Source organism: Aquibacillus sediminis, from assembly GCF_005870085.1.
GTDB classification, from domain to species: domain Bacteria; phylum Bacillota; class Bacilli; order Bacillales; family Amphibacillaceae; genus Aquibacillus_E; species Aquibacillus_E sediminis.
In genome coordinates, this window is record NZ_SZNM01000002.1 from 305,553 (window position 1) to 327,452 (window position 21,900).

A 21,900-nucleotide genomic window follows, 5' to 3' on the forward strand; every position below is an offset into this window, starting at 1 on the left:
GGTTATACTCATATAATAATTGTTGTTATAAATTTTAGTTTTGATGAAACTTTTTCTTGCATGTTGTCGTCTAATTATTGAAGAAATAAAATTTGATTCTAGTGTGTTAAAGTATAAGTAATAAATAATGATAAGAACTAATAACCTTTATCGTTGTTATTTTGTTAGGAGGAAGATTTTATGTTAGACAGGATTTCAAAAATACCGTTATATATAATTGCAAGTGTGTTATTTGGGTTAAAGGCATACATTTTATATCGGTTTATTTTTAATATTTCACTAGAAAATTTCATGCAAGAGATCATTTTGTTTATTAACCCATTTGTTTCAGCATTTTTATTTTTTGCAATTGGAGTTTGGTTTAAAGAAAAACGGCAAATGAAATTTTTACGATATGGAGCATTAATTGGATCGATTATTTTATATGTCAATCTTATATTTTACCGGAATTTTACAGACTTTTTAACTCTTCCAGTACTATTTCAAGGTAGCAATGCTGGTGATTTGGGAAGTAGTATTTTAAGCTTGGTCCATATTCCGGATCTTTTGTTGTTTTTAGACGTGGTTATTATTTGGTATTTAAGTAAAAAATCAAGTAGTATGTTATCGATAGAGTATCCTAAAAGGAAAAAAGTACTTGTTTTAAATTTATCGATTGCCTTTTTACTTGGAAATTATATTTTAGCGGAAATAGAGCGTCCACAATTATTACAAAGATCATTTGACCGAGAGTACTTGGTCAAAAACTTAGGAATATTTAATTTCCATCTGTATGATGTCGCCATGCAAACGAGAACAAGTTCACAAAAAGTATTTGCAGATGGTACAGAGATTCCTGATATACAATCTTATGTTCATGAAAATGTAACAAGTGATGAAAAGTCGGATCTGTTTGGAATAGCAGAAGACAAAAATGTGATTTTCATTTCATTGGAATCTGTTCAAAGCTTTGTGATCAATAATACAGTTAATGGGGAAGAAGTCACACCGTTTCTTAATGATTTAATTGATGACAGTTACTATTTTGAAAATTTCTACCATCAAACTGAACAAGGGAAAACATCTGATTCTGAATTTCTAGTAGATAATTCATTATATCCATTATCAAGTGGTGCGGTATTTTTTACGCACGGTCAAAATGAATACAATGCAATGCCTGAAATTTTGAAGGAAAAAGACTATTATTCTTCTGTTTTCCATGCGAACAATAAAAGTTTCTGGAATCGAGATGTAATGTATGACACACTTGGCTATGATCATTTCTATGATGAAGATGCGTATCAAATCACTGACCAAAATAGTATTGGTTGGGGGTTAAAGGATAAGCCTTATTTTGAACAATCAATGAAATATTTGCAGTCCTTGCCACAACCATTCTATTCAAAATTTATTACGCTAACGAACCATCATCCATTCGAGTTAAGCGAGGAAGATGCATCAATCGAACCATATGATTCAAATTCTAAAACGTTAAATCAGTATTTTCCTACTGTTCGATATACAGATGAAGCAGTAGAAGAGTTTTTTGAGGAATTAAAACAATCTGGTTTGTATGAGGATTCGATTATAGTCCTAATGGGAGACCACTATGGTATTAGTGATTTTCACAATCGGGCAATGAGTCAGTATCTAGATAAAGAAGAAATCACACCATATGATCATATACAATTACAACGGGTTCCATTCTATATCCACATACCAGGGCATGAAGGCGAAGTGATCTCAAAAATTGCTGGTCAAATAGATGTGAAACCAACTCTTCTTCATTTATTGGGAGTAGATACTAGTGATGATATTTCGTTTGGAACTGATTTGTTTACAGAAGATAGAAAAGAATTTGTGGCGTTAAGAGATGGTAGTTTCATCACCGATGATTATATATACACAAAAGATCAATGTTTTGATCGACAATCAGGTGAGTTACTTTCTGAGGCGACTACTGCAATTGGGCAAAACCAACAAGATTCAAATGAATGTGAACCTTTTGTAGAAGACGTTCAAAAAGAACTTTCATATTCAGATCAGATTATTTACGGAGATTTATTTAGATTTTATGACTTCGATGATGAATAAAACTAGTTAGTATTAGAAAAAAGCTTGGATAAATTATCCAAGCTTTTTTTATGATAAAATTACTATATGTCCCCATTAAACACTGCTAGATAGTCGGGTATTTTTGACGAAAAAAATCCCTTATCACACAGTTAAGTGTGATAAGGGATGGTGAGATGTTTGTCTTGTTTTTTACGCAGCTGATGTAAGCCATTCTGCTACATTGGTAAAAATTGTCATCACAGAGAACCAACCAAATGCTAGCGTGGATATGCCAGCAAATGCTACCCCAAAAAAGTTCTGTGATTTCAATTCACGAATAACTGCTATTCCACTTAGTAATGCAACAAACAACAGAATGATTGCTAATGTCATAACCCCCAACCTCCTTGTCAGAATTAACTTTCATTGCAATAGTATTTGTGATTATATTAATATGTAGTTAATATATGTTCAACATACATTTTAAAACAAAATATTTGTTTTGTCGAGAATCTAAATTAGTTAAAAGGAGTGGTTCTATGAATATAAAAACAATGCCTTTAGGTCCTTTACAGACTAACTGTTATATTGTTTATACAGACGAATCTGCTATTATTTTTGATCCGGGTGGAGATGGTGAGAAATTAGTCAGCTGGTTGCAAGAGGTTAACGTGACTCCAGTCGCGATACTTTTAACACATGCTCATTTTGATCATATTGGTGCTATCGATTATTTGAAAGAGTATTTTCAAATACCTGTTTATGTACATGAAGCTGAGGCGGAATGGTTGGAAGATCCGCAGAAAAATGGTTCAGGATTATTTCCAGTAGGAGAAATAAAGACGTCGCAAGGACCTGACAATTACATAAAGACCGGTTCGACCACAGTAGATGGTTTTACATTTGAGGTTAGGCATACCCCTGGACACTCACCTGGAGGAGTTATTTTTATCTTCCATGAAGAGCGATATATTATTGGTGGTGACAGTTTATTTCAGTTAGGAATCGGCCGAACGGATTTACCTGGTGGAGATCATCAGCAGTTAATCGACAGTATTAACAATGAAATGTTTTCACTAGCTGATGATTTTACGGTATATCCTGGACACGGTGATAGAACAACGATTGGATTTGAGAAAAAGGAAAATCCATTTTTAAACTAAAACTGATTAAAATAATGAAAAGCGCAAAATCTGTTTCGGTAACAACAATAACACACATATGTAACGGTTTACTCGTGGGCGTAGATGCTTCTGCTGCATAAAAAGGACCCCTTCCTAAATAGGAAGGGGTCTAGGGGGGATGTGCTCTGCTCTAAGTTGGTTAGGGATAAAAGTTAAGCTACTAATTATAATCATAATATGTTAACTCAATATTGTCAATATTCAGACTATATTTTTTATTAAGAAAGCTCCGATCTTTTGATCAGAGCTTTCTATTAGTGTCCAAACCCAGGTACCATAATAAAGTTTGTGTAAAATGTAAACCCAATAAAAAATACTGTACAATAAGCTCCAAATAAGTACATGTACATTCGTTCAGATAGATTTAAGAACCCAACCCCTAGGAAGAAAACAGTCTGAACTAAAAATAGGAAAGCCATATTATACATATCCCCAACAAAAAACATTACGGAAAAAATTCCAGTCCAAAAGCTTAACATTCGAAAGACCCGATCCATACTTTCCCCCTCCTTCTTATCGATATGTATCAACGCTATTATATACGAGCATCGGTAGATTGTAAATAATTCCAAACTTAAAGGTTTAAAAATTCAGGTATGTTCTGATATCAGAACATACCTGATAAGTACTGGGCTAGCTGGATTCGAACCAGCGCATAACGGTACCAAAAACCGCTGCCTTACCACTTGGCTATAGCCCAATATATCCTATTCATTAGTATGATAACCATTTTCTCTACCTTTATACATCGATATTATTTTCTCTCCAATTTTTTATTGTTGTATGGTAGTAATGGTGGCATATTTTGATTGATTGTCGGTGAGAACATGGAACTCTGCTTTAATCATCTGCTCTGTAACCGGTCGGTAATAGATGAGAACATTACCATAAGGATAACGATAGGTTATTTGCCCTGGTTTTATATCATTATCTTGTTCTATTTCTATGGTTGCTTTAAACTCCTGTTGTGCCATCTGCAATAATGTATCCATTTTTAATTGTTCTTCAAGATAATGGGTTTGTTCATGATGGTAATAATATATAGAAATACTACTAGTGGTCATAATTAGAACCAAAGCAGCAACAAATAAGATATAGGGTAAAATGAAACCTTTTTGCTGGGTCAAGGGTTTATGGATTGCGAAATGATTTCTCATATTTTTTTCCTTCCATTGTAGTTATAATGATACGCATTCCAAAAAGGCTTGGCTCTACTGCCATTTGTTTCACATTTCTTAACATAATCTCATGTCCTTGGTTGTCCACACGTCTTCGTATAACCTGATCGTAGAATTCAATGGTTACCGTTTTTTCGTCCTGTTTTTCGAAATGTATGGCTGACTGATCAATTGAAATATCAACCGAATTGTGAAGTTCAGATGATATAAAGTGATAGAGTTGTCTAGTGGAGAAATCATCATATTTTGTGTCATATTCTAATTGGTCAAGCAATAAAGGAAGAAAAGGGAGGGTAGACATTAGGATCATAAGTGCAAACAAGGAAGTTACTAATGTCATCCCTCGTTCATTCATAACCATATAAACAAAATGTTTTCGAATTTTGTTTAGCATCAGTCCAATCAGCACATCCTTTTATTAGTTTATTTTCAAGTGAAAATGAAAAGCTTACAGGGTTACCATCGATATTTTTAACAAAGTTAATAGGAAAAGATTTGTTAACAGATTCAAATAGTAGTGGTTGTAATTCGTCGTGTAAACGATACACAATTTCTCTTTGTTCCGCTAATATTTGCTCTTCAAGTCGAAGTTGATAGACAATCGGTATCAATGTTAATGTGATTGTCGTAACAATCATGAATGATGCTAATACCTCAACCATAAGAAATCCTTCTTCACTCTTTTTCAATAAAATAACTCCTTCCAGTACCAAACGGAAAATAAACATTGTAACTTTTGTTCGAAGTATAGATCGTAAACATACCAGGTTGTTTTATAGTCCCATCTACGGTGAAATCAATCGGCATCCTAAGTGTGTTTAGTTTTATTGTCCAATGTTTAGGTATCTCCCGTCTAACTATGACCTTCCCAAATCCACCTTGTTTTATCTGATAGAAGTGTTGGTCTGGCTCAATGGTTAAGTGATAATTTCTATTTGTTACAATGGTTAATTGTTGCATATATAACACGTCCTGTTGCAATACCTTTAAAAACTGTTCAGTGCGATAGTCGTCAATGATGGATACCTTAATGGTCGTCCCGATACTAAGGATGGTGAGCGTAATCCCCAATACAATAATAACTTCTAATAATGAAAATCCTCTTTCATTGTATGCCATTAATATGGTAATTCTTTTATTCCGAGGCATTTTTTGCTTCCACTTTCTCACCATCCCATTCAATTTCTTTCTGACCATTGGCGCAATCTTTTGACTGTAAATAGTCGTTTTCGATTAAGTCATCGATGCTTTCCGGTTCTTTATTCTCTTCAATTCGGTAAGCTTGGATTTGACTTTCTGCCATCATTTCAAGCGCTTCACAGCCACTATCCTGCAAATCCTCATTTTTATCAGCAAGGTTAGGTATTAACAGGATTAGCAAAGTGCTAATAACAGCCAGAACGATTAACATTTCAATTAAGGTAAATCCTTTTTCATTATGCATGACACATCCTCTTTTCTACATAGTTTGGATAAATTGAAACATGGGGAGCATGAGTGATAAATAAACTAAAATAATTAACCCTGCCAATAGAATGAAAAAGATTGGTTGGATTAGTTTGATTAATTTGGTGGTACGTTCTTGCATGCGGTTCATCACGAACGTTGCATACATGTTTAAATCTGTTTCTAATGTGTGATTATTTGTGCTTTTGGTGAAGATGGATGTCAGTTCATTCTCGAATAGTTGACAGGAAGGTAATATTGTGTTTATGGCAATTCCTTGTTGCAATTGATTAATAATATAGTCGGCGTAATGGACGATAATAGGTGCATGCTCTTGTTTTCTTATGGTTAACAATGCTTCTTTTAGTGAGAATCCAGCCTTCAGTAAAGATGCTACCTGTAATGAAAATACAAAGGTTACACTCCACTTTTGATAATGTCTGACCAATGGTAGTAGGGTATAAATTTTTATTTTTATTGGTATTTTTATGCGATTCCTAATCGTAACCCACATCAAAGTGATGATAATGACGAAACCAACGATAAAAGTGGAACCATTAAATAAATAGTTGATGATTTTAATGGAAAGATCAGTTACAGGAGAAGACTGACCAGATGTTTGCATTAAACGTAAGAAAGAAGGATATATATTGGTTTTGACAAAATAAAGCAATATACAAAACAATACAAATAGGATAAAAGGATAACGGATTGTTTGTTTGAAGTTATTCATCTGGTTTATTTGCTGATCCAACATAAGACAACATTGATTGAGTGATTTATCTAAATCTCCATTTGATCTGGAAAGATACATGAAAGATACTATTTTGTCATTAAAATTTGCTTCTTGTAATGCTTGGTCAAGTGGCATTCCTTCTTTTAAGCTTATGGAGATTTTCGATGATGGTTGTGCCCATTGTTGCTCCCATTGAAGTACTTCTAATGCATCTAATAATGGATATCCATGTTGTATTAATCGTTGTAATTGTTGTAGAAACTTATATTGTTGGATCAAAGGCATTTTCTCCCGATTAGTCCAAGTTAAAAATTTCTTGTCCTGTAAAACCATAGGCATAGGCCTTCCTCCTTAATCTCTCAAAGGAATTGAACTGTTGTTGATCACTTGGATCCATACCAGCAATTGCTTGTTGCAAGACCTTTGAATCAAGTAATTCTAAAACAGCTGCCCGCGATGGTAAGTGTTCATTTGTTTCAATTGGCAGTAATTGTAACGAAGCAACAGCGATTAAGCTTTGCTCTAAATCTGTTTGTTTAATCCCCATCTCAAGCAATCGATGAATTGTACCAAACGCATTCTTGGCATGTAATGTACTGAGAACAAGATGTCCTGTATAGGAAGCGTGGAACGCAAAATGAGCTGTTTCTCGGTCACGTATCTCACCGACCATAATGATGTCTGGATCATGTCTGAGAGCAGCTTTTAATCCGGCGTTATACGTAATGCCAGCTTTCTCATTTACTTGTACTTGTAAGATGTTACTCATTTCTTTTTCAATCGGGTCTTCTAATGTGATGGTTTGATAAGAATTGTCGTGAAGAAGGGATTGAAGTAAAGCGTACAATGTTGTGGTCTTTCCGCTTCCGGTTGGACCGGTTAGTAAAATAATTCCAGCGCGATGTGATATCCAACTTTTTATCTTATTTAATTGATAAGGGAATAAGAAAAGTTGTTCAATTTGTGGTGCTTCTTGCTGGGGAAGAATTCGAATTGCAAGACTCTCTGAAGTGTGAACAGGGAGGGTAGAGAGCCGTAATGAATAACTTAACGCTTGTAATTGGAAATGAATTGAACCATTTTGTGGTCGTTTAATTTCCCCAATATCCATCCCCGACGTAAACTTGTAATACGCCAAAATTGTTTCAAATTCTCGGTTAGTAATCGACCGATGAAATACTCTTTTTCCGTGAATGCGAAAATAAATATCGGTCTTTTTTGAAAAAGGACAAAAATGAATGTCTGTAGCAGTGGCTTGAATCGCAGATAACAGTAAGTTATTTGAAAAAGTAGTTGCAGGATTCAACCATATTTCACCTCTCTTTCGTTTGATAAATACATTATTCGACAACAGGCTACATGTATCCTTTAAAAGAATGTGAATAATTTGTTACAGTTAACATTTCTACGTAGGATATCGTGCAATTATATAGAATTTGACGCAACTTCAGCTAGTATGAATCGATCTACAAAGGTATTGATGAAGCTGATAAAACTTATAAAATGCTGCTATTTGGTTATAATAGTAATGAATCACACAAAGATGAAGGGGTGATGAAATTGTCAGGTAATGATTATGTGAAATTTATGACACAAGAAATAGTCAGATATATGGATACACCCCAAGAAGAGAGGAAAAAGAAGAAGCAAGAAAAGCAAATGGAACAACACCAACTTACTAGTCGCTGGTTTGGAATACTCCCATTTGCATTTAAACTGTTGGTGAAAAAGAACAAGTAGCAGGCTTGATTTGGAGGCCTGCTACTTTGTTTTTATCCCGGTGCAACCGTCCGTAAGGCCCCCACTTCAAAAACATAAAGTGAAGCAAGATGTTTAAATGTGAGTAAACTGCGTCTTCACCCGATTGGTCAACTCACACTCAGTGGGAAAAGAGCAAAAAAAACCCTGCTGAGTGAAGTTGTACTTTATCTACTCAGTTAATATTTTGGTTGATTGTAATTGAGATAAATAAAAAATCCCGCCATTAATCACATCGATATTAATTTGGGGCTGGTAACGATCTTCTACTGCCTGCATTTCTTGATCAAATCGATTCTCGTACTGTTCCTCCTCATCGCTATCCTGATAAAAATGTTCTACTAACTTTTTTTCCTCTTGTAAATGGTCCCAAGATTCTTGTGCCCATGAATGCTCTTGCTTTTGTAAATATTTTTCAATGTAAGTAATCATTCGTTGATAACCACTTTTTAACTTGATCATTGGGGTAATCGTATAACAAAAGTCTGGAATCGAAGACTGCAAAGGTAATTGTTCTAGTTCATCCATCATATTTATTTTCATCCCTCCATTTATTAAATGGAGTCCGATCGATTGAATTTCATCCTTTTTATGTTTTCCCGTATAACTTATACGAAAATTGACTACTAACCATGGAACAAGTGCTGTTCGCTGAGCTGTTTCCACTTGTTCAAATAATTTAGTGAATTTTCCTTGAGTTGTTAATGTATTAAAGATTTGATGAAGCCTAGGACTACCAAAATGAATCCATTCCCCGTCTTCGTCACGCCGATCAGGGTTTGTAATAAATGTTACTTGCATCGGTTCTCCAGCATAACCTAACTTTTTTACATACTGCCAATAAAAGGGGCGATTCATTAACCATTCATCCATTTTATCGGTTAACTGAACCTTAAGTTTTCCGTTATCATTTTCTAATATGTCACATTTATTCGCAACGAAGTAATCGTTAAGAAATTCATGAAGATTCTCTAGAGCCATGCTGATCCTCCTCTAAATACTGGTTTTGAGCGTATGAAATAACGGATGAAAGGTTCTCTAATTTAATCTTGGCCTCCCCATCTGTGGCTGATTCTTGAAAGATTGATTGTATCTCTTTTTCCACATCCCCAATGTCCAGGTCGGCTAAAATGTCATCCAAGTTGCCAACAACTCGCTCGAAAAGTTTTATCTTTTCATAGAGTAAATGAAGGACATGCTCCTCCATTGTATTACGTATAGCGAAATTATAAATGTGTACATCTTGTTCCTGGCCAAATCGGTGAATACGACCAATTCGCTGCTCTAAACGCATTGGATTCCAAGGAAGGTCATAATTAATCATGTTATTACAGAATTGTAGATTAATTCCTTCTCCTCCAGCCTCCGTTGCAATTAAAACTTGGGCGTGGTTTTCGAATAATTGCCTCATCCAATCCTTCTTGCTTCGTTTAAACCCACCACGAAAGGGAACAGAAGAGATTCCATGCTGCTGAAGATACCATTGTAAATAAAATTGCGTGGCTCTGTATTCTGTGAAAATAATAAACTTTTCGTCAGTGTTTTGGATTAGCTCAATTACTTTATCCGCTTTGGCATGGTGTGGTAGTTGTTCAATTCTTTGCATGAATGCTTCATAGTCATCTCGGTTTGGGAGTTCATTATTTTCATTGACCAATTTTCTAAGTGATAAGTAGCATGCTTCTCTTGATGAACATAGTTCCCTTGTATACGTAATAGATGAAAAATTGCTAGTTTCCCTGCTAATATGAGAGAGTTCATCATAGGCTTCTTGTTCATCTTCAGTGAAATCAACCCAGATGGTTTTTACATGACGTTTCGTCCAATCAATACCTGTATCTTCTCGTCGATTTCGAACCATCACATTTTGGACTAATTGTTTTAATTTCCCATCATTAAATAAGTTTTTGCGGTCTCTGCCAAATTTTTTAGTAAACTCGTCGTAACTACCTAAATAACCAGGTTTTAAAATCGAAACAAGGTTAAAGATATCCGTTAATTTATTTTGAACAGGTGTTGCGGTCAATAATAAACAATACTTTTTCTTTAAGGCTCTTACGAATTCATAGTTTTTTGTTTTATGATTTTTAAGCTTATGTGCTTCATCAATTAGCACAAAGTCATATTCTTGTTCTAAAATAACGTCACGATGGACTGGTCGTTTTGCTGTGTCTAGTGATGTTACGACGATGTTTTGCTGATCCCAAACAGGTCGTTTTCGTTGGGAAATAGCTGGAATATAGAATTTTTGATTCAGTTCATTAACCCATTGATTTACTAGTGATGCTGGAACTAAAATTAGTGCTTTTTTTACTAACCCTCGAATCATATATTCTTTAAGGATTAAACCTGCTTCAATGGTTTTTCCAAGCCCAACTTCATCTGCCAAAATTCCTCGTCCATTCATCTCTTCAACTACTTGTTGGGCACTATCCAGTTGATGCTGTAAAAAATTTACATGTGGTAAATGATTCGGCGCAGTTAAGCCCTTGAATTCTGGTGTACTTGTTGCGACTGAAGATTGATAAGACATGTGAAAAAGGTCCCATGAGCTTAATTTTTCCTCGTTGTTTAGCTTTGAATCCAAATCATCAATAAATTGATCATCACGATTCAATTGAATATTCATATAAAATCACCCTTTGAGACAAATTTTTTAATAATTTAAAATAAGGGCACACAGATACAAAATGCTATGATATAATAACGTTGAAATTGTTACAATTTTGTTAATATTTATCCCGGTGCAACCGTCCGTAAGACTCCTACTTCGAAACATGAAGTGAGCGAGATGTTTAAGTGGGAGTAAACGGACGCTAACGCCTCGATTGGTTCACTAACTCAGTGGGAATGAGCAAAAACTCCCCACTGAGTGAAGTTTCACTTTATATAATTGGAATCCTTATAGCACGTTATTGCATTTCATAATGTGTAGTATACCCAAAACTTCACAAATTAAAATGGACGGATGACTGTAAGAGGAGAGACTACCTATGTGGTAGCGCCGAAGGAGCAAGCGTAAGCGAATCTCTCAGGCAAAGAAGACTCTTGCATGACGTAACTCTGGAGAATGTTTATCTTAGATGTTAGATAAACTACCCAAGAAGAAAGCTTTGGTATGATCTTGGTTCATATCAAAGTGAAACTTTCTGGTTTAAGGACAGAGAATTCACTAATATTGGTGGATTCTCTGTTTTTTTATACATAATGATTATTAAATAGGGGGATGAGAGATGGCTGATGTAAAACGAACACCAATATTTCCAGAATATGAAAAACTGGGAGCTAAAACGGTAGACTTTGGTGGTTGGGATATGCCAGTTCAGTTTGCGGGTATTAAAAAGGAGCACGAAGCCACAAGAACAAAGGCTGGTTTATTCGATGTATCACATATGGGTGAAATCTATGTTGAAGGACCGAATAGTGAGGAGTTTCTACAAACTGTGTTAACGAATGATTTGTCAAAAATAACCAAAAAACGTGCTCAGTATACGGTGATGTGCTATCCAGATGGTGGAACGGTGGATGATTTGATTGTTTACAAATTAGATGAAGACCAATTTTTACTTGTGGTTAACGCAGCGAATACGGACAAAGATTTTGAATGGTTAAAAAAACATAAAATCGATGGTGTTTCCATTACCAATCACTCAGATGCATATGGTCAGATAGCCATTCAAGGACCTAAAGCGGAAGAGGTGTTACAAAAGCTAACATCTACAGATCTTTCAACTATTAAATTTTTTCGTTTTGACTATCCAGTTACTTTTAAAGGAGTTAAAGGTAATGCACTTGTATCCAGAACAGGGTATACGGGTGAGGATGGCTTTGAAATATACTTAGATGCTGAAGTAGTTCGAGATTTATGGAATCAAATCCTAACTGCTGGTGAAGATGTAGGGATTGAACCAGTTGGTCTTGGTGCCAGAGATACACTTCGGTTTGAGGCAAATTTAGCTTTGTATGGGCAGGAATTAAGTGAGACGATATCCCCAATTGAAGCGGGATTAGGCTTCGCTGTTAAGACAGATAAACAGGTAGATTTTATTGGTAAAGACGTATTAGCCAAGCAAAAACAACAAGGAACAAGGCGTAAACTCGTAGGGATTGAAATGATTGATAAAGGGATTCCGCGTCATGGTTATGATGTATTTCACGATAATGAAAAGATCGGTTTTGTTACAACTGGTACCCAATCACCAACATTGCAGAAAAATATAGGTCTTGCATTAGTTCAGACGGATTATACTGCGCTAGATACAGAAGTTTTGGTGCAAGTGAGAAATAGACAATTAAAAGCAAAAGTTGTTTCTACTCCATTTTATAAACGACCAAAACAATAAGGCAAAGGGGGATGAAAGATGGAGTTTCGATACTTACCTATGACGAAGGAAGATAAGCAGGAGATGTTAGACAAAATTGGGGTTGATCATACAGATGATTTATTTTCTGATATACCCGATTCCATTAGGCTAAAACGTGAATTAGATTTGAAAATACCTAAAAGTGAACCACTACTAATGAACGAACTGACAAAGCTTGCGAATAAAAATTATAATCTAAAAACACACGCGTCTTTTTTAGGTGCTGGTGTATATGACCACTATATTCCGTCGATTGTAGACCATGTTATTTCTCGTTCTGAATTTTATACTGCATATACCCCTTATCAACCAGAGATTTCTCAAGGGGAATTGCAAGCGATCTTTGAATTTCAAACCATGATCTGTGAATTAACCAACATGGATGTGGCGAATTCTTCTATGTACGACGGAGCCACCGCACTTGCAGAAGCAACAACCTTGAGTGCTGCACAAACAAAACGGAGTAAAATTCTAGTCTCTAAAACGGTTCACCCTGAATCAAGAGCAGTTATCAATACGTATGCTAATGCACATAAACTTGAAGTAATTGAAATTGACGAAGTAAATGGTGTGACAGATATGGAAGCCCTTCGTAATAAATTAGATGAAGATACCGCAAGTGTTGTCATCCAATACCCAAACTTCTTTGGACAAATAGAACCATTACAACAAGTGCAACAAATGTTAGAAGATCAGAAAAAAACAATGATGATTGTATCCAGTAATCCATTGGCACTTGGTTACCTTACACCACCAGGTTCATTCGGAGCAGATATTGTGGTGGGGGATACACAAGTGTTTGGTATTCCCGCTCAATATGGTGGACCTCATTGTGGTTATTTTGCCACTACGAAAAAATTAATGCGTAAGGTCCCAGGGCGACTTGTTGGTCAAACGGTGGATGAAGAAGGAACTAGAGGTTTTGTATTAACACTACAAGCGCGTGAACAACATATTCGCCGGGATAAAGCAACATCTAATATTTGTTCCAACCAAGCATTGAATGCTTTAGCATCCTCTGTTGCTATGAGTGCAATAGGGAAACAAGGGATTAAACAAATGGCGTGGTCGAATATACAAAAAGCCTATTATATGAAGCAGCAATTACAACAACAAGGTATCCCGGTAGTCTACCAAGGTGCTTTGTTTAACGAATTAGTGATTGATGTGAAAAAATCTGTTTCAGAGGTAAATGCTGTGCTATTAGAAAAGGGAATTATTGGTGGGTTTGATTTAGAACAAATCGAAGCAAACCGCAAAGGCCAGATGTTGATTGCTATTACTGAATTGAGAACAAAGGAAGAAATCGATATATTTGTGAAGGAAGTGGGGGAGATTCATGGCTAATCAAGACTATCCATTAATTTTCGAATATAGCAAACAAGGGCGTACCGGTTTTAGTTTGCCAGAATTGGATATTCCGGAACTAGACTTAACAGAAGAATTCGACGAGACGTATATAAGACAAGATGCACCAGAGTTACCAGAAGTAAGTGAGTTAGAGATTATCCGTCATTATACAGGATTATCTCGACGTAATTATGGGGTCGACTCTGGGTTTTATCCACTTGGGTCTTGTACGATGAAATATAATCCAAAAATCAATGAAGATGTCGCTCGACTTGATGGGTTTAGTAGTATTCACCCCTATCAAGATCCAACAACAGTTCAAGGTGCCTTAGAAGTCATGTATGATTTACAATCCGCATTGGCAGAAATTACTGGAATGGATCAAGTTTCTTTGCAACCAGCTGCAGGGGCTCAAGGTGAATGGGCTGGTTTGTCAATGATTCGTGCTTTTCATGAAGCTAATGGGGATCACCAGCGAACGAAAGTTATCGTTCCTGATTCAGCTCATGGAACGAACCCGGCATCTGCTACATCGGCTGGTTTTGAGGCGGTTACAGTCAAATCAAATGAAAACGGTCTTGTTGATTTAGAAGATTTAAAGAAAGTAGTCGGCAATGATACTGCGGCATTGATGCTGACCAATCCAAACACGTTGGGTTTGTTTGAGAAAGAGATTGAAGAAATGGCCGAAATCGTTCATGGTGCTGGCGGAAGACTGTATTATGACGGTGCAAACTTAAATGCGATTATGGGATACGCAAGACCTGGTGACATGGGCTTTGATGTTGTCCATTTAAATCTGCATAAGACGTTTACAGGACCGCATGGTGGTGGCGGGCCAGGATCTGGACCAGTTGGCGTGTCAGCGGAATTAGCTAAATTTTTACCGAAACCAGTGTTAGTGAAACAGGGTGAGACCTACCAGTTTGATGATGATCGCCCAGATTCGATCGGTCGAGTTAAACCTTATTATGGTAACTTCGGTATTAATTTACGAGCCTATACTTACATCCGTACAATGGGAGCGGAAGGTCTTAAAAAAGTAAGTGAATATGCGGTGTTGAATGCAAATTATATGATGCGAAGTCTACAAGAGGAATATGAGCTCCCTTATACCCAACATTGTAAACATGAATTTGTATTGTCTGGGAAAAAACAAAAGAAATTAGGAGTGCGTACACTAGATATCGCGAAACGTTTGCTTGATTTTGGCTATCACCCACCAACTATTTACTTCCCGCTAAATGTGTCGGAAGCAATGATGGTTGAACCAACTGAAACGGAATCGAAAGAGACATTAGATGGATTTATCGAAAAAATGAATCAAATCGCAAAGGAAACAGAGGATGATCCGGAAGTTGTCCAAGAGGCGCCACATACAACTGTTGTTTCAAGAATGGATGAAACCCGCGCTGCAAGAAAGCCAATTCTTCGTCATCAAAAACAATAACAGAGACAAAAGGGGTATAAACCAATAGTGGTTTATACCCCTTAATATTGTTAAATAATTAGTAGTTTGGCTTTTTAGATGCTTTGATTTTTCCAGTCCATTTTTTAAAACCACCTTGTAAGTGGTGCAAGTCTGTATAGCCTTTTTTGTGCAGGAGCATGGCTGCTCTCATGGAACGTGCTCCAGACTGACAATATAAATAGACGGGTTGATCTTTTCTAAGTTCTGTAAGGCGTTGTCGCATTTGGGATATCGGAATATTTCTTGCCCCTAAAATGTGTCCAGCATCAAATTCTTTTGGTTCTCTTACATCAATTAATTGAGCTTTGCGGTAGCCTTTACGAAATTCTTCTTCCGTCAACGTGTTTAGTATACGCTTTTGTTTCACGTATCGATACACGCTGTACCCAATTAAGATCACGGTTAGTGCTATTAAAATGCCTAAATCCATAGTATGACTTCTCCTTTATCTAAAACTTCTCTAACTTATTATAGAATGATTATATCACTTTTCAAAGAATTTTTCTCTATGAAAAATACGGTAGAATGAATTATACTAGATCTGTTGTGTGAAATGTCTTACCTTAGCTTTTTATAAAGGATTTTGTAAAAATAAAGAAACGCAACTGACGAAAAATATCAAATCTATTAAAAATCGTGATAATAACTACAAAATTCTCTAAATATCATGGTTTCTTATAAATTTCTTTGTTTGACAAAACAATAGTGATTCGTTCAATTTCACAACATATTGTGTTAATTTTTATTTCTGAACACAATATGTTGTTTTGTTGTTTGGTTATATGTTAGATTATATAGAGTGTATAAAGCAACTAGATGATACTTACTTTGATAGTATATTTGATTAGTAGAGGAGAGATGTGTTAGATGGGAGCAGTGACTGAAATCGAAATGGAAATTAATGTCGAAAGATTGAATAAGGACATTAGCTTATTTCCGCAGGTCCATCCGATAACAAGTGATATGCATACAACGCATAAAGGAGTTTCCCGACTTGTTATGTTGGATCGATATGCTTTCAAAGACACCGAGAAAACCACGTTGTCTGAAGGAGATTTTGTCGTATTAACCGTAAAAGCAGACCCTAAATTTCCAGCACGTGGACTTGGATTTATAAAATCAATTGATTGGAATCATAACCAAGCAGATATTAAGGTGGATCAGGAATTTGTTTCTGTATTAGATAATGATAAAGAAGCAGATACAGGTATTGTGACACGATCGCTTGATGTGATTGATAAGCCACTTGAAATCTATTATGAGCAAATAGCAATGCGAAATGCTACAGGATTAGCAGAAGTAGAAGAAACGGAAGAAGAAAAGCAAAAATGGTTCGAGAAGTTCTATCAAGAGCTTTCTAATTTAAACTTTATACCAGCAGGACGTGTGTTATATGGTGCTGGTGCCAATACAGATGTAACGTATTTTAACTGTTATGTCATGCCGTTTATTCAAGATTCCCGTGAAGGGATTTCTGACCATCGTAAACAAGTAATGGAAATTATGAGTCGTGGTGGCGGTGTTGGTACTAATGGTTCAACGCTGAGACCTAGAAATACATTAGCACGTGGTGTCAATGGAAAATCATCAGGATCTGTCTCGTGGTTGGATGACATTGCGAAACTTACACATCTTGTTGAGCAAGGCGGCTCAAGACGAGGTATCATCATGGTTTGAGTGCCCCGTCTCAAAAATACCCCGTGAATTGCTGGGAACTCTTAAATAATAAGAGCTACAACGTAACTGGAAACGGTAAGCGTGATAGCTAAAAATCTTATTATAAAAAGACAATCAGCAGCCAAGCCTCTAAGTCGTAAGATAGGAGGAAGGTTCAACGACCATCGAAACCCCATCTTAATAGATGGAAGGGAGTAGAGTAGGGACTAAGCGGTTCCGAAGTGCGGGGGTGCTTGAAAAAGTACAAGATATGGTCTGAACTTTATGGTGACATAAAGAATTGGTCTAGCGAACCAATGGAACAAATTAGCTCAAATGATTATGTTAGCAGACTGGCACCCAGATATTATTGAATTTATTATTTCTAAAATGCAAAACCCGAGAATCTTAAGGTTCTTAATTGAGAATTCTGAAGATGAACACATTAAACATTTAGCTAAAGAAAAACTAAAATTCACACCATTGACTCCTGCTGAACAAGAGATGTATCAGGGTATTGTAAACTATAAAAATATGCCTGGTCAGGGTGGCTTTACTGAAAGTGCTATTAAAGAAGCAGAGGAAAAATTAACAACAGGTGGCACGTATAGTGTACACAACACGGAATTTTTAACTGGAGCGAACATTTCTGTCTGCATTACAAAAGAATTTATGGATGCAGTAGAAAATGATGGTGATTATGGGCTCAGGTTCCCCGATGTAGAAAATTATGGACCTGAAGATATGAAAGTATATAACGAAAAGTGGCATGAATACGGTGATGTGCGTAATTGGGAAGATATGGGCTACGGTGTTCGCGTGCATCGTCGTATGAAAGCAAAAGAGCTTTGGAATCTCATTAACATCTGTGCAACGTATTCAGCGGAACCTGGTATTTTCTTTATCGACAATGCGAACGACATGACAAATGCAAAAGCATACGGTCAGCAAGTTGTTGCAACGAATCCGTGTGGAGAACAACCACTTGCGCCATATTCTGTTTGTAACTTAGCTGCTGTTAATTTAGCTGCTGTTGCAGATAAAGATAGCAAAAAAGTTGATTTTGAAAAATTAAAACAAACGGTTCAAACTGGTGTTCGTATGCAAGATAACGTAATTGATGCAACACCATATTTCCTGGAAGAAAATAAAAAACAAGCACTGGGTGAACGACGTGTTGGACTTGGTGTCATGGGTCTACATGATCTATTAATCTATTGTGAAACGGAGTATGGATCTGAAGAGGGGAACAAGCTTGTTGATCAGATTTTTGAAACAATCGCAACAACTGCTTACCGTACTTCGATTGAATTAGCAAAAGAAAAAGGAAGCTTTCCTTTCCTAGAAGGTGAAACAGAAGACGAGACGAAACAACTCCGTGAACAGTTTATTAATACTGGTTATATGAAAAAAATGCCTGAAGATATCCGTGAAGGAATCCTGCAATATGGGATAAGAAATTCGCACTTATTAACCGTAGCACCGACTGGAAGTACAGGTACAATGGTTGGGGTATCAACAGGATTAGAACCTTATTTCTCCTTCTCTTATTACCGAAGTGGTCGACTTGGTAAATTTATTGAAGTGAAGGCAGATATTGTTCAAGAATACTTGAACCACCATCCAGATCAAGATTCGAACACTTTACCACATTGGTTTGTCACAGCAATGGAACTATCACCAGAAGCACATGCAGATACACAATGTGTCATCCAAAAATGGGTAGACAGTTCGATATCGAAAACAGTTAATGCACCAAAAGGATACGCGGTTGAACAGGTCGAAAGTGTATATCGACGACTATATAATGGCGGTGCAAAAGGTGGAACGGTCTATGTAGATGGAAGCCGTGATACACAAGTCCTAACATTGAAAGCTGAAGAAAATAGTTTGGATGATGCAGCTAAGGAAACAGAAGCACCGGAAAAACCAAAAGTAGTTTTAATGGACACCATTCAAGAACTAGACAAAACGAATGTTACCATCGGCTCTGAAGTAGGCGATACTTGCCCAGTATGCCGACAAGGTACAGTAGAAGATATTGGTGGATGTAATACATGTACCAACTGTAACGCACAATTAAAGTGTGGGTTATAAAGTTTTAAACGAAGACGACTGTTATACAGTCGTCTTTTGTTTGCTTGTTTAAGGGATGGTTGTAATTTTTAATCGTGATAACTATCCAATGTGGTGCTTGTTTGTTTAAAAAAACTATTGTATTCTTTAAGTAATAGTAAATTAGTGGATTATGAAGTGGAGGATTTGAATTTATTATGCCAACACCTAGTATGGAAGATCATATTGAACAAATATATATGTTAATCGAAGCCAAAGGATATGCACGAGTTTCGGATATAGCAGAAGCACTCCAAGTTCACCCATCCTCCGTGACAAAAATGGTTCAAAAACTAGATAAAGATGATTATTTAAATTATGAGAAATACAGAGGCCTAATTTTAACGGAAAAAGGAAAAAAAATAGGGAAAAGATTAGTCTATCGTCATGATCTATTAGAGCGATTTTTGGAGATTATTGGTGTTGATCAAGAGAATATTTATCAAGATGTCGAAGGAATTGAACATCACCTTAGTTGGAATTCAATTGATAGAATTGGAGATTTAGTCCAGTATTTTGAGGAAAACCCGGAAGGTGTTAATGTATTAAGACGGATACACCAGCAAGGTAAATAATAAATGTATCCCTTAGTAGTAAAGGATAAGGATACATATTATATCCTTACTTGATGCTTTTATTTTTCGTATATTAGCTGGTGGGCTCTTCCTATCCTGAGTGTTAGTATCACAAAGAGAGGTACACAGGCCCTTGAATCAATTGGGGGGTGAAAGCGAAAGTTTACCTACTTAAACATCTCTGTTCCTATCCTGTTTTGAAGTAGGATCTTACGGACGGTTGCACCGGGATAAAAGAGCAAGAAACGAGAAAGTGGTTTTAGCTTTATCCAGATTTCAAAAATCTAGTGAGTCTTATCAGCATAAAAAAATCGAGCACTTTAAAAAGTGGCTCGATTTTTTCTTTTTTGTTTATTTCCTTCGATTACACGTAAATGAGTGGCCCGTGCTTTACTATTTCTTCGTTTGTTTAATAACGGTGCTTGTTTCTTGGTGGCTTTAGCTATTGTTTTTTTACTTGGTTGGTCTTGTTTATATTTTGCCTTCGATTGCTTGACAGCCTTTTTATACTTCTTAATGTCATTAGAAGTACGAGGTCTGATAAAAAAATAATAAACAGCACCATAGATGATTGCACCAAATGCAACCATCATAAGTAGGCTTGTAAGTAGTGAAGCCGTATTTGTGAAAAGTTGTACAGAAAAGCCAATTATAGCAAGAACAATAAGCGCATAAATGAAGGGGGTCAGCTTATTGCGAGTCATGCACACTCCTCCTTTCCATTTCGCCGACTTACTTACTTATTACCAAATATACCACCAAATTCTAAACAAAATACATACCTTAACTCGTGCAAATTTATTTCCTTGCTTTAACCTTATCACGAATGGCTGGTGCACACCATCTTTTTGTCTAGGGAAATAGGCGGTATATAGTGGTGGAAGTTAGTTTTAAAAGTGTAAGTGACGATGAACAAAATCAAATTTATTACCTACCATAAATTGTTTCCCTGTTTAGGAAAAATATTCTTGAATGTCTGAACTATTATTTATTTTATTTCTAATTAATGACTAAACAACTTCATAACATTATCAGGATCAATTTCTGTATTTTGAATTTTCTGTTATATATATTTTACTAAAAAATTGTAAAAAGCACTAGTAATTCTTGTTGTTTTATGGATGGAAAGCTGGCAATTTGGTCAATCTAACAGATGGAGGTGTGTTTATGTCTGAAGCAAATTTAGAACAAAACCAACATGTTAAACCGATCTCATTTTTAGGTAAAGCCTTGTTAACTGGATTTATTGGAGGTGTGTTATGGAGTTGTATTGGAGGTATAGCAGCTTATTTTAACTTTACTTCAGTATCGCCTGCTTCGTTTATATTGAGGTCATGGTTACAAACCGAATGGTCTGATGGTATTTTGGGTCAGGTCATTTCCATATTAGCGATTGGTTTACTATCGATCTTAATTGCCTTGTTTTATTATGGAGTGATGAGAAAGGTGGAAGGTATTTGGCCAAGTGCATTGTTTGGTGTTGCGCTGTGGTTTATTGTTTATTATTTATTACAACCAATGTTTCCAAATGTTCCGCAAATGACAGATTTAGATAGTAATACAGTTATTACAACTATATGTTTATTTATATTGTATGGTGTTTTCATCGGCTATTCGATTGCCTATGAATATAAAGATTTAGTTAAAGCTGAAGACGAATCGAATGAAGCGTAAAATTGTTTGACTACACCAACCTATAATATAGTAGTACAATAGCAAGTAATTGTGATAAACTAGAAAAGGTGAATTATGGATAAATGGGGAGAGACGGTTATTAAATGATTCGAACTTGAATGTGCATAGTCAACATAAATCAGATGTATGTGGGAGAATAACTCATTCCCGCTGCATTTGCACATATAAGAAATGCACAAACTGTGACGCGATTAGCGCAATAACCGTTCTAGTCATTGAAGTTCCTATTCAAAATGTACATCTAAAGTGAATTGTTACGGCATCTTCAAAGTTTGTACCCATTTATGCTGAACAAATTGTAAGTATAGTCAGTAAAAGGGGCGGATTTAGCCTATCGC

General features: G+C 36.0%; 21 protein-coding genes, 1 tRNA gene, 2 pseudogenes and 1 riboswitch. Of the genes and pseudogenes, 10 read left to right on the plus strand and 14 right to left on the minus strand.

Annotated elements, in window-relative coordinates:
• The first annotated feature begins 180 nt into the window (after positions 1-180).
• The gene (locus FCI53_RS03295) at positions 181-2,073 is read left to right on the plus strand and encodes an LTA synthase family protein (RefSeq protein WP_138415797.1); all 1,893 of its coding nucleotides are present in this window, start codon (positions 181-183) and stop codon (positions 2,071-2,073) included.
• A 171-nt stretch (positions 2,074-2,244) separates the two neighbouring features.
• Here the strand turns inward: FCI53_RS03295 and FCI53_RS03300 are convergent, their stop codons facing one another.
• A complete protein-coding gene (locus FCI53_RS03300; RefSeq protein WP_138415799.1) occupies positions 2,245-2,427 on the minus strand; it encodes a DUF2759 domain-containing protein in 183 nt (60 codons plus the stop codon).
• Between the two features lie 146 nt (positions 2,428-2,573).
• On the opposite strand from FCI53_RS03300, the gene FCI53_RS03305 reads away from it, so the two are divergent.
• On the plus strand, positions 2,574-3,197 hold the full coding sequence (locus FCI53_RS03305) for an MBL fold metallo-hydrolase (protein ID WP_138415801.1): 624 nt from the start codon (positions 2,574-2,576) through the stop codon (positions 3,195-3,197).
• Between the two features lie 275 nt (positions 3,198-3,472).
• Here FCI53_RS03305 and FCI53_RS03310 read toward each other — a convergent pair whose 3' ends face one another.
• The 9 genes from FCI53_RS03310 to comGA all read right to left on the minus strand — a co-directional run bounded on the left by FCI53_RS03310 (position 3,473) and on the right by comGA (position 7,884).
• Complete coding sequence (locus FCI53_RS03310; protein ID WP_138415803.1) at positions 3,473-3,715, minus strand: DUF2626 family protein; 243 nt, start codon at positions 3,713-3,715, stop codon at positions 3,473-3,475.
• 131 nt (positions 3,716-3,846) lie between these two features.
• A tRNA-Gln gene (locus FCI53_RS03315) sits at positions 3,847-3,918 on the minus strand.
• A 73-nt stretch (positions 3,919-3,991) separates the two neighbouring features.
• Positions 3,992-4,375, minus strand: coding sequence for a hypothetical protein (locus FCI53_RS03320; protein WP_138415805.1), 384 nt, complete (start codon positions 4,373-4,375; stop codon positions 3,992-3,994).
• Complete coding sequence (gene comGF / locus FCI53_RS03325; protein WP_138415807.1) at positions 4,350-4,790, minus strand: competence type IV pilus minor pilin ComGF; 441 nt, start codon at positions 4,788-4,790, stop codon at positions 4,350-4,352. Before comGF ends, FCI53_RS03320 begins: the two co-directional genes overlap by 26 nt.
• Positions 4,744-5,085, minus strand: a complete 342-nt coding sequence (locus FCI53_RS03330; protein ID WP_138415809.1) for a hypothetical protein — start codon at positions 5,083-5,085, stop codon at positions 4,744-4,746. The genes comGF and FCI53_RS03330 overlap by 47 nt, the downstream gene beginning before the upstream one ends.
• Positions 5,072-5,545, minus strand: coding sequence for a competence type IV pilus minor pilin ComGD (gene comGD / locus FCI53_RS03335; protein WP_138415811.1), 474 nt, complete (start codon positions 5,543-5,545; stop codon positions 5,072-5,074). Before comGD ends, FCI53_RS03330 begins: the two co-directional genes overlap by 14 nt.
• Complete coding sequence (gene comGC / locus FCI53_RS03340; RefSeq protein WP_138415813.1) at positions 5,532-5,840, minus strand: competence type IV pilus major pilin ComGC; 309 nt, start codon at positions 5,838-5,840, stop codon at positions 5,532-5,534. The genes comGD and comGC overlap by 14 nt, the downstream gene beginning before the upstream one ends.
• Positions 5,841-5,855: 15 nt before the next feature.
• Entirely contained in the window at positions 5,856-6,917 is a 1,062-nt protein-coding gene (comGB, locus tag FCI53_RS03345; RefSeq protein WP_138415815.1) for a competence type IV pilus assembly protein ComGB, read from the minus strand.
• Entirely contained in the window at positions 6,874-7,884 is a 1,011-nt protein-coding gene (comGA, locus tag FCI53_RS03350; RefSeq protein ID WP_138415817.1) for a competence type IV pilus ATPase ComGA, read from the minus strand. The genes comGB and comGA overlap by 44 nt, the downstream gene beginning before the upstream one ends.
• Before the next feature lie 248 nt (positions 7,885-8,132).
• Between comGA and FCI53_RS03355 the strand changes: the two genes are divergently transcribed.
• Positions 8,133-8,318 carry a YqzE family protein gene (locus tag FCI53_RS03355; RefSeq protein ID WP_342774158.1) on the plus strand — a complete coding sequence of 62 codons (186 nt, stop codon included), beginning with the start codon at positions 8,133-8,135 and terminating at the stop codon, positions 8,316-8,318.
• Between the two features lie 189 nt (positions 8,319-8,507).
• Here FCI53_RS03355 and FCI53_RS03360 read toward each other — a convergent pair whose 3' ends face one another.
• Both FCI53_RS03360 and FCI53_RS03365 read right to left on the minus strand, forming a co-directional pair.
• Positions 8,508-9,317 carry a YqhG family protein gene (locus FCI53_RS03360; RefSeq protein WP_138415821.1) on the minus strand — a complete coding sequence of 270 codons (810 nt, stop codon included), beginning with the start codon at positions 9,315-9,317 and terminating at the stop codon, positions 8,508-8,510.
• On the minus strand, positions 9,295-10,965 hold the full coding sequence (locus FCI53_RS03365; RefSeq protein WP_138415823.1) for a DEAD/DEAH box helicase: 1,671 nt from the start codon (positions 10,963-10,965) through the stop codon (positions 9,295-9,297). Before FCI53_RS03365 ends, FCI53_RS03360 begins: the two co-directional genes overlap by 23 nt.
• Before the next feature lie 339 nt (positions 10,966-11,304).
• Positions 11,305-11,394: riboswitch (glycine riboswitch) on the plus strand.
• A 175-nt stretch (positions 11,395-11,569) separates the two neighbouring features.
• Here FCI53_RS03365 and gcvT point away from each other — a divergent pair.
• From gcvT to gcvPB, 3 genes are read left to right on the plus strand one after another with little or no spacing between them, the layout of a single operon-like run.
• Positions 11,570-12,679, plus strand: coding sequence for a glycine cleavage system aminomethyltransferase GcvT (gene gcvT, locus FCI53_RS03370; RefSeq protein ID WP_138415825.1), 1,110 nt, complete (start codon positions 11,570-11,572; stop codon positions 12,677-12,679).
• A gap of 18 nt (positions 12,680-12,697) precedes the next feature.
• A complete protein-coding gene (gcvPA, locus tag FCI53_RS03375) occupies positions 12,698-14,047 on the plus strand; it encodes an aminomethyl-transferring glycine dehydrogenase subunit GcvPA (protein WP_138415827.1) in 1,350 nt (449 codons plus the stop codon).
• Positions 14,040-15,500 carry an aminomethyl-transferring glycine dehydrogenase subunit GcvPB gene (gene gcvPB, locus FCI53_RS03380; RefSeq protein ID WP_138415829.1) on the plus strand — a complete coding sequence of 487 codons (1,461 nt, stop codon included), beginning with the start codon at positions 14,040-14,042 and terminating at the stop codon, positions 15,498-15,500. Before gcvPA ends, gcvPB begins: the two co-directional genes overlap by 8 nt.
• 58 nt (positions 15,501-15,558) lie before the next feature.
• On the opposite strand, the gene FCI53_RS03385 is transcribed toward gcvPB, so the two are convergent.
• On the minus strand, positions 15,559-15,951 hold the full coding sequence (locus FCI53_RS03385; RefSeq protein WP_138415830.1) for a rhodanese-like domain-containing protein: 393 nt from the start codon (positions 15,949-15,951) through the stop codon (positions 15,559-15,561).
• 437 nt (positions 15,952-16,388) lie between these two features.
• Here FCI53_RS03385 and FCI53_RS03390 point away from each other — a divergent pair.
• The 3 genes and pseudogenes from FCI53_RS03390 to mntR form a co-directional block, all read left to right on the plus strand.
• Positions 16,389-17,195, plus strand: a pseudogene (locus FCI53_RS03390) (ribonucleotide reductase N-terminal alpha domain-containing protein); the annotation flags it as partial.
• Between the two features lie 312 nt (positions 17,196-17,507).
• A pseudogene (locus FCI53_RS03395) lies at positions 17,508-19,274 on the plus strand (vitamin B12-dependent ribonucleotide reductase); the annotation flags it as partial.
• A 176-nt stretch (positions 19,275-19,450) separates the two neighbouring features.
• Positions 19,451-19,867 (plus strand): transcriptional regulator MntR, encoded by a 417-nt coding sequence (gene mntR, locus FCI53_RS03400; protein WP_138415836.1) that lies wholly within the window; start codon positions 19,451-19,453, stop codon positions 19,865-19,867.
• Between the two features lie 320 nt (positions 19,868-20,187).
• Here the strand turns inward: mntR and FCI53_RS03405 are convergent, their stop codons facing one another.
• A complete protein-coding gene (locus tag FCI53_RS03405) occupies positions 20,188-20,571 on the minus strand; it encodes an SA1362 family protein (protein ID WP_138415837.1) in 384 nt (127 codons plus the stop codon).
• 463 nt (positions 20,572-21,034) lie between these two features.
• Between FCI53_RS03405 and FCI53_RS03410 the strand changes: the two genes are divergently transcribed.
• Complete coding sequence (locus FCI53_RS03410) at positions 21,035-21,541, plus strand: YqhR family membrane protein (RefSeq protein ID WP_138415839.1); 507 nt, start codon at positions 21,035-21,037, stop codon at positions 21,539-21,541.
• Positions 21,542-21,900: the final 359 nt, after the last annotated feature.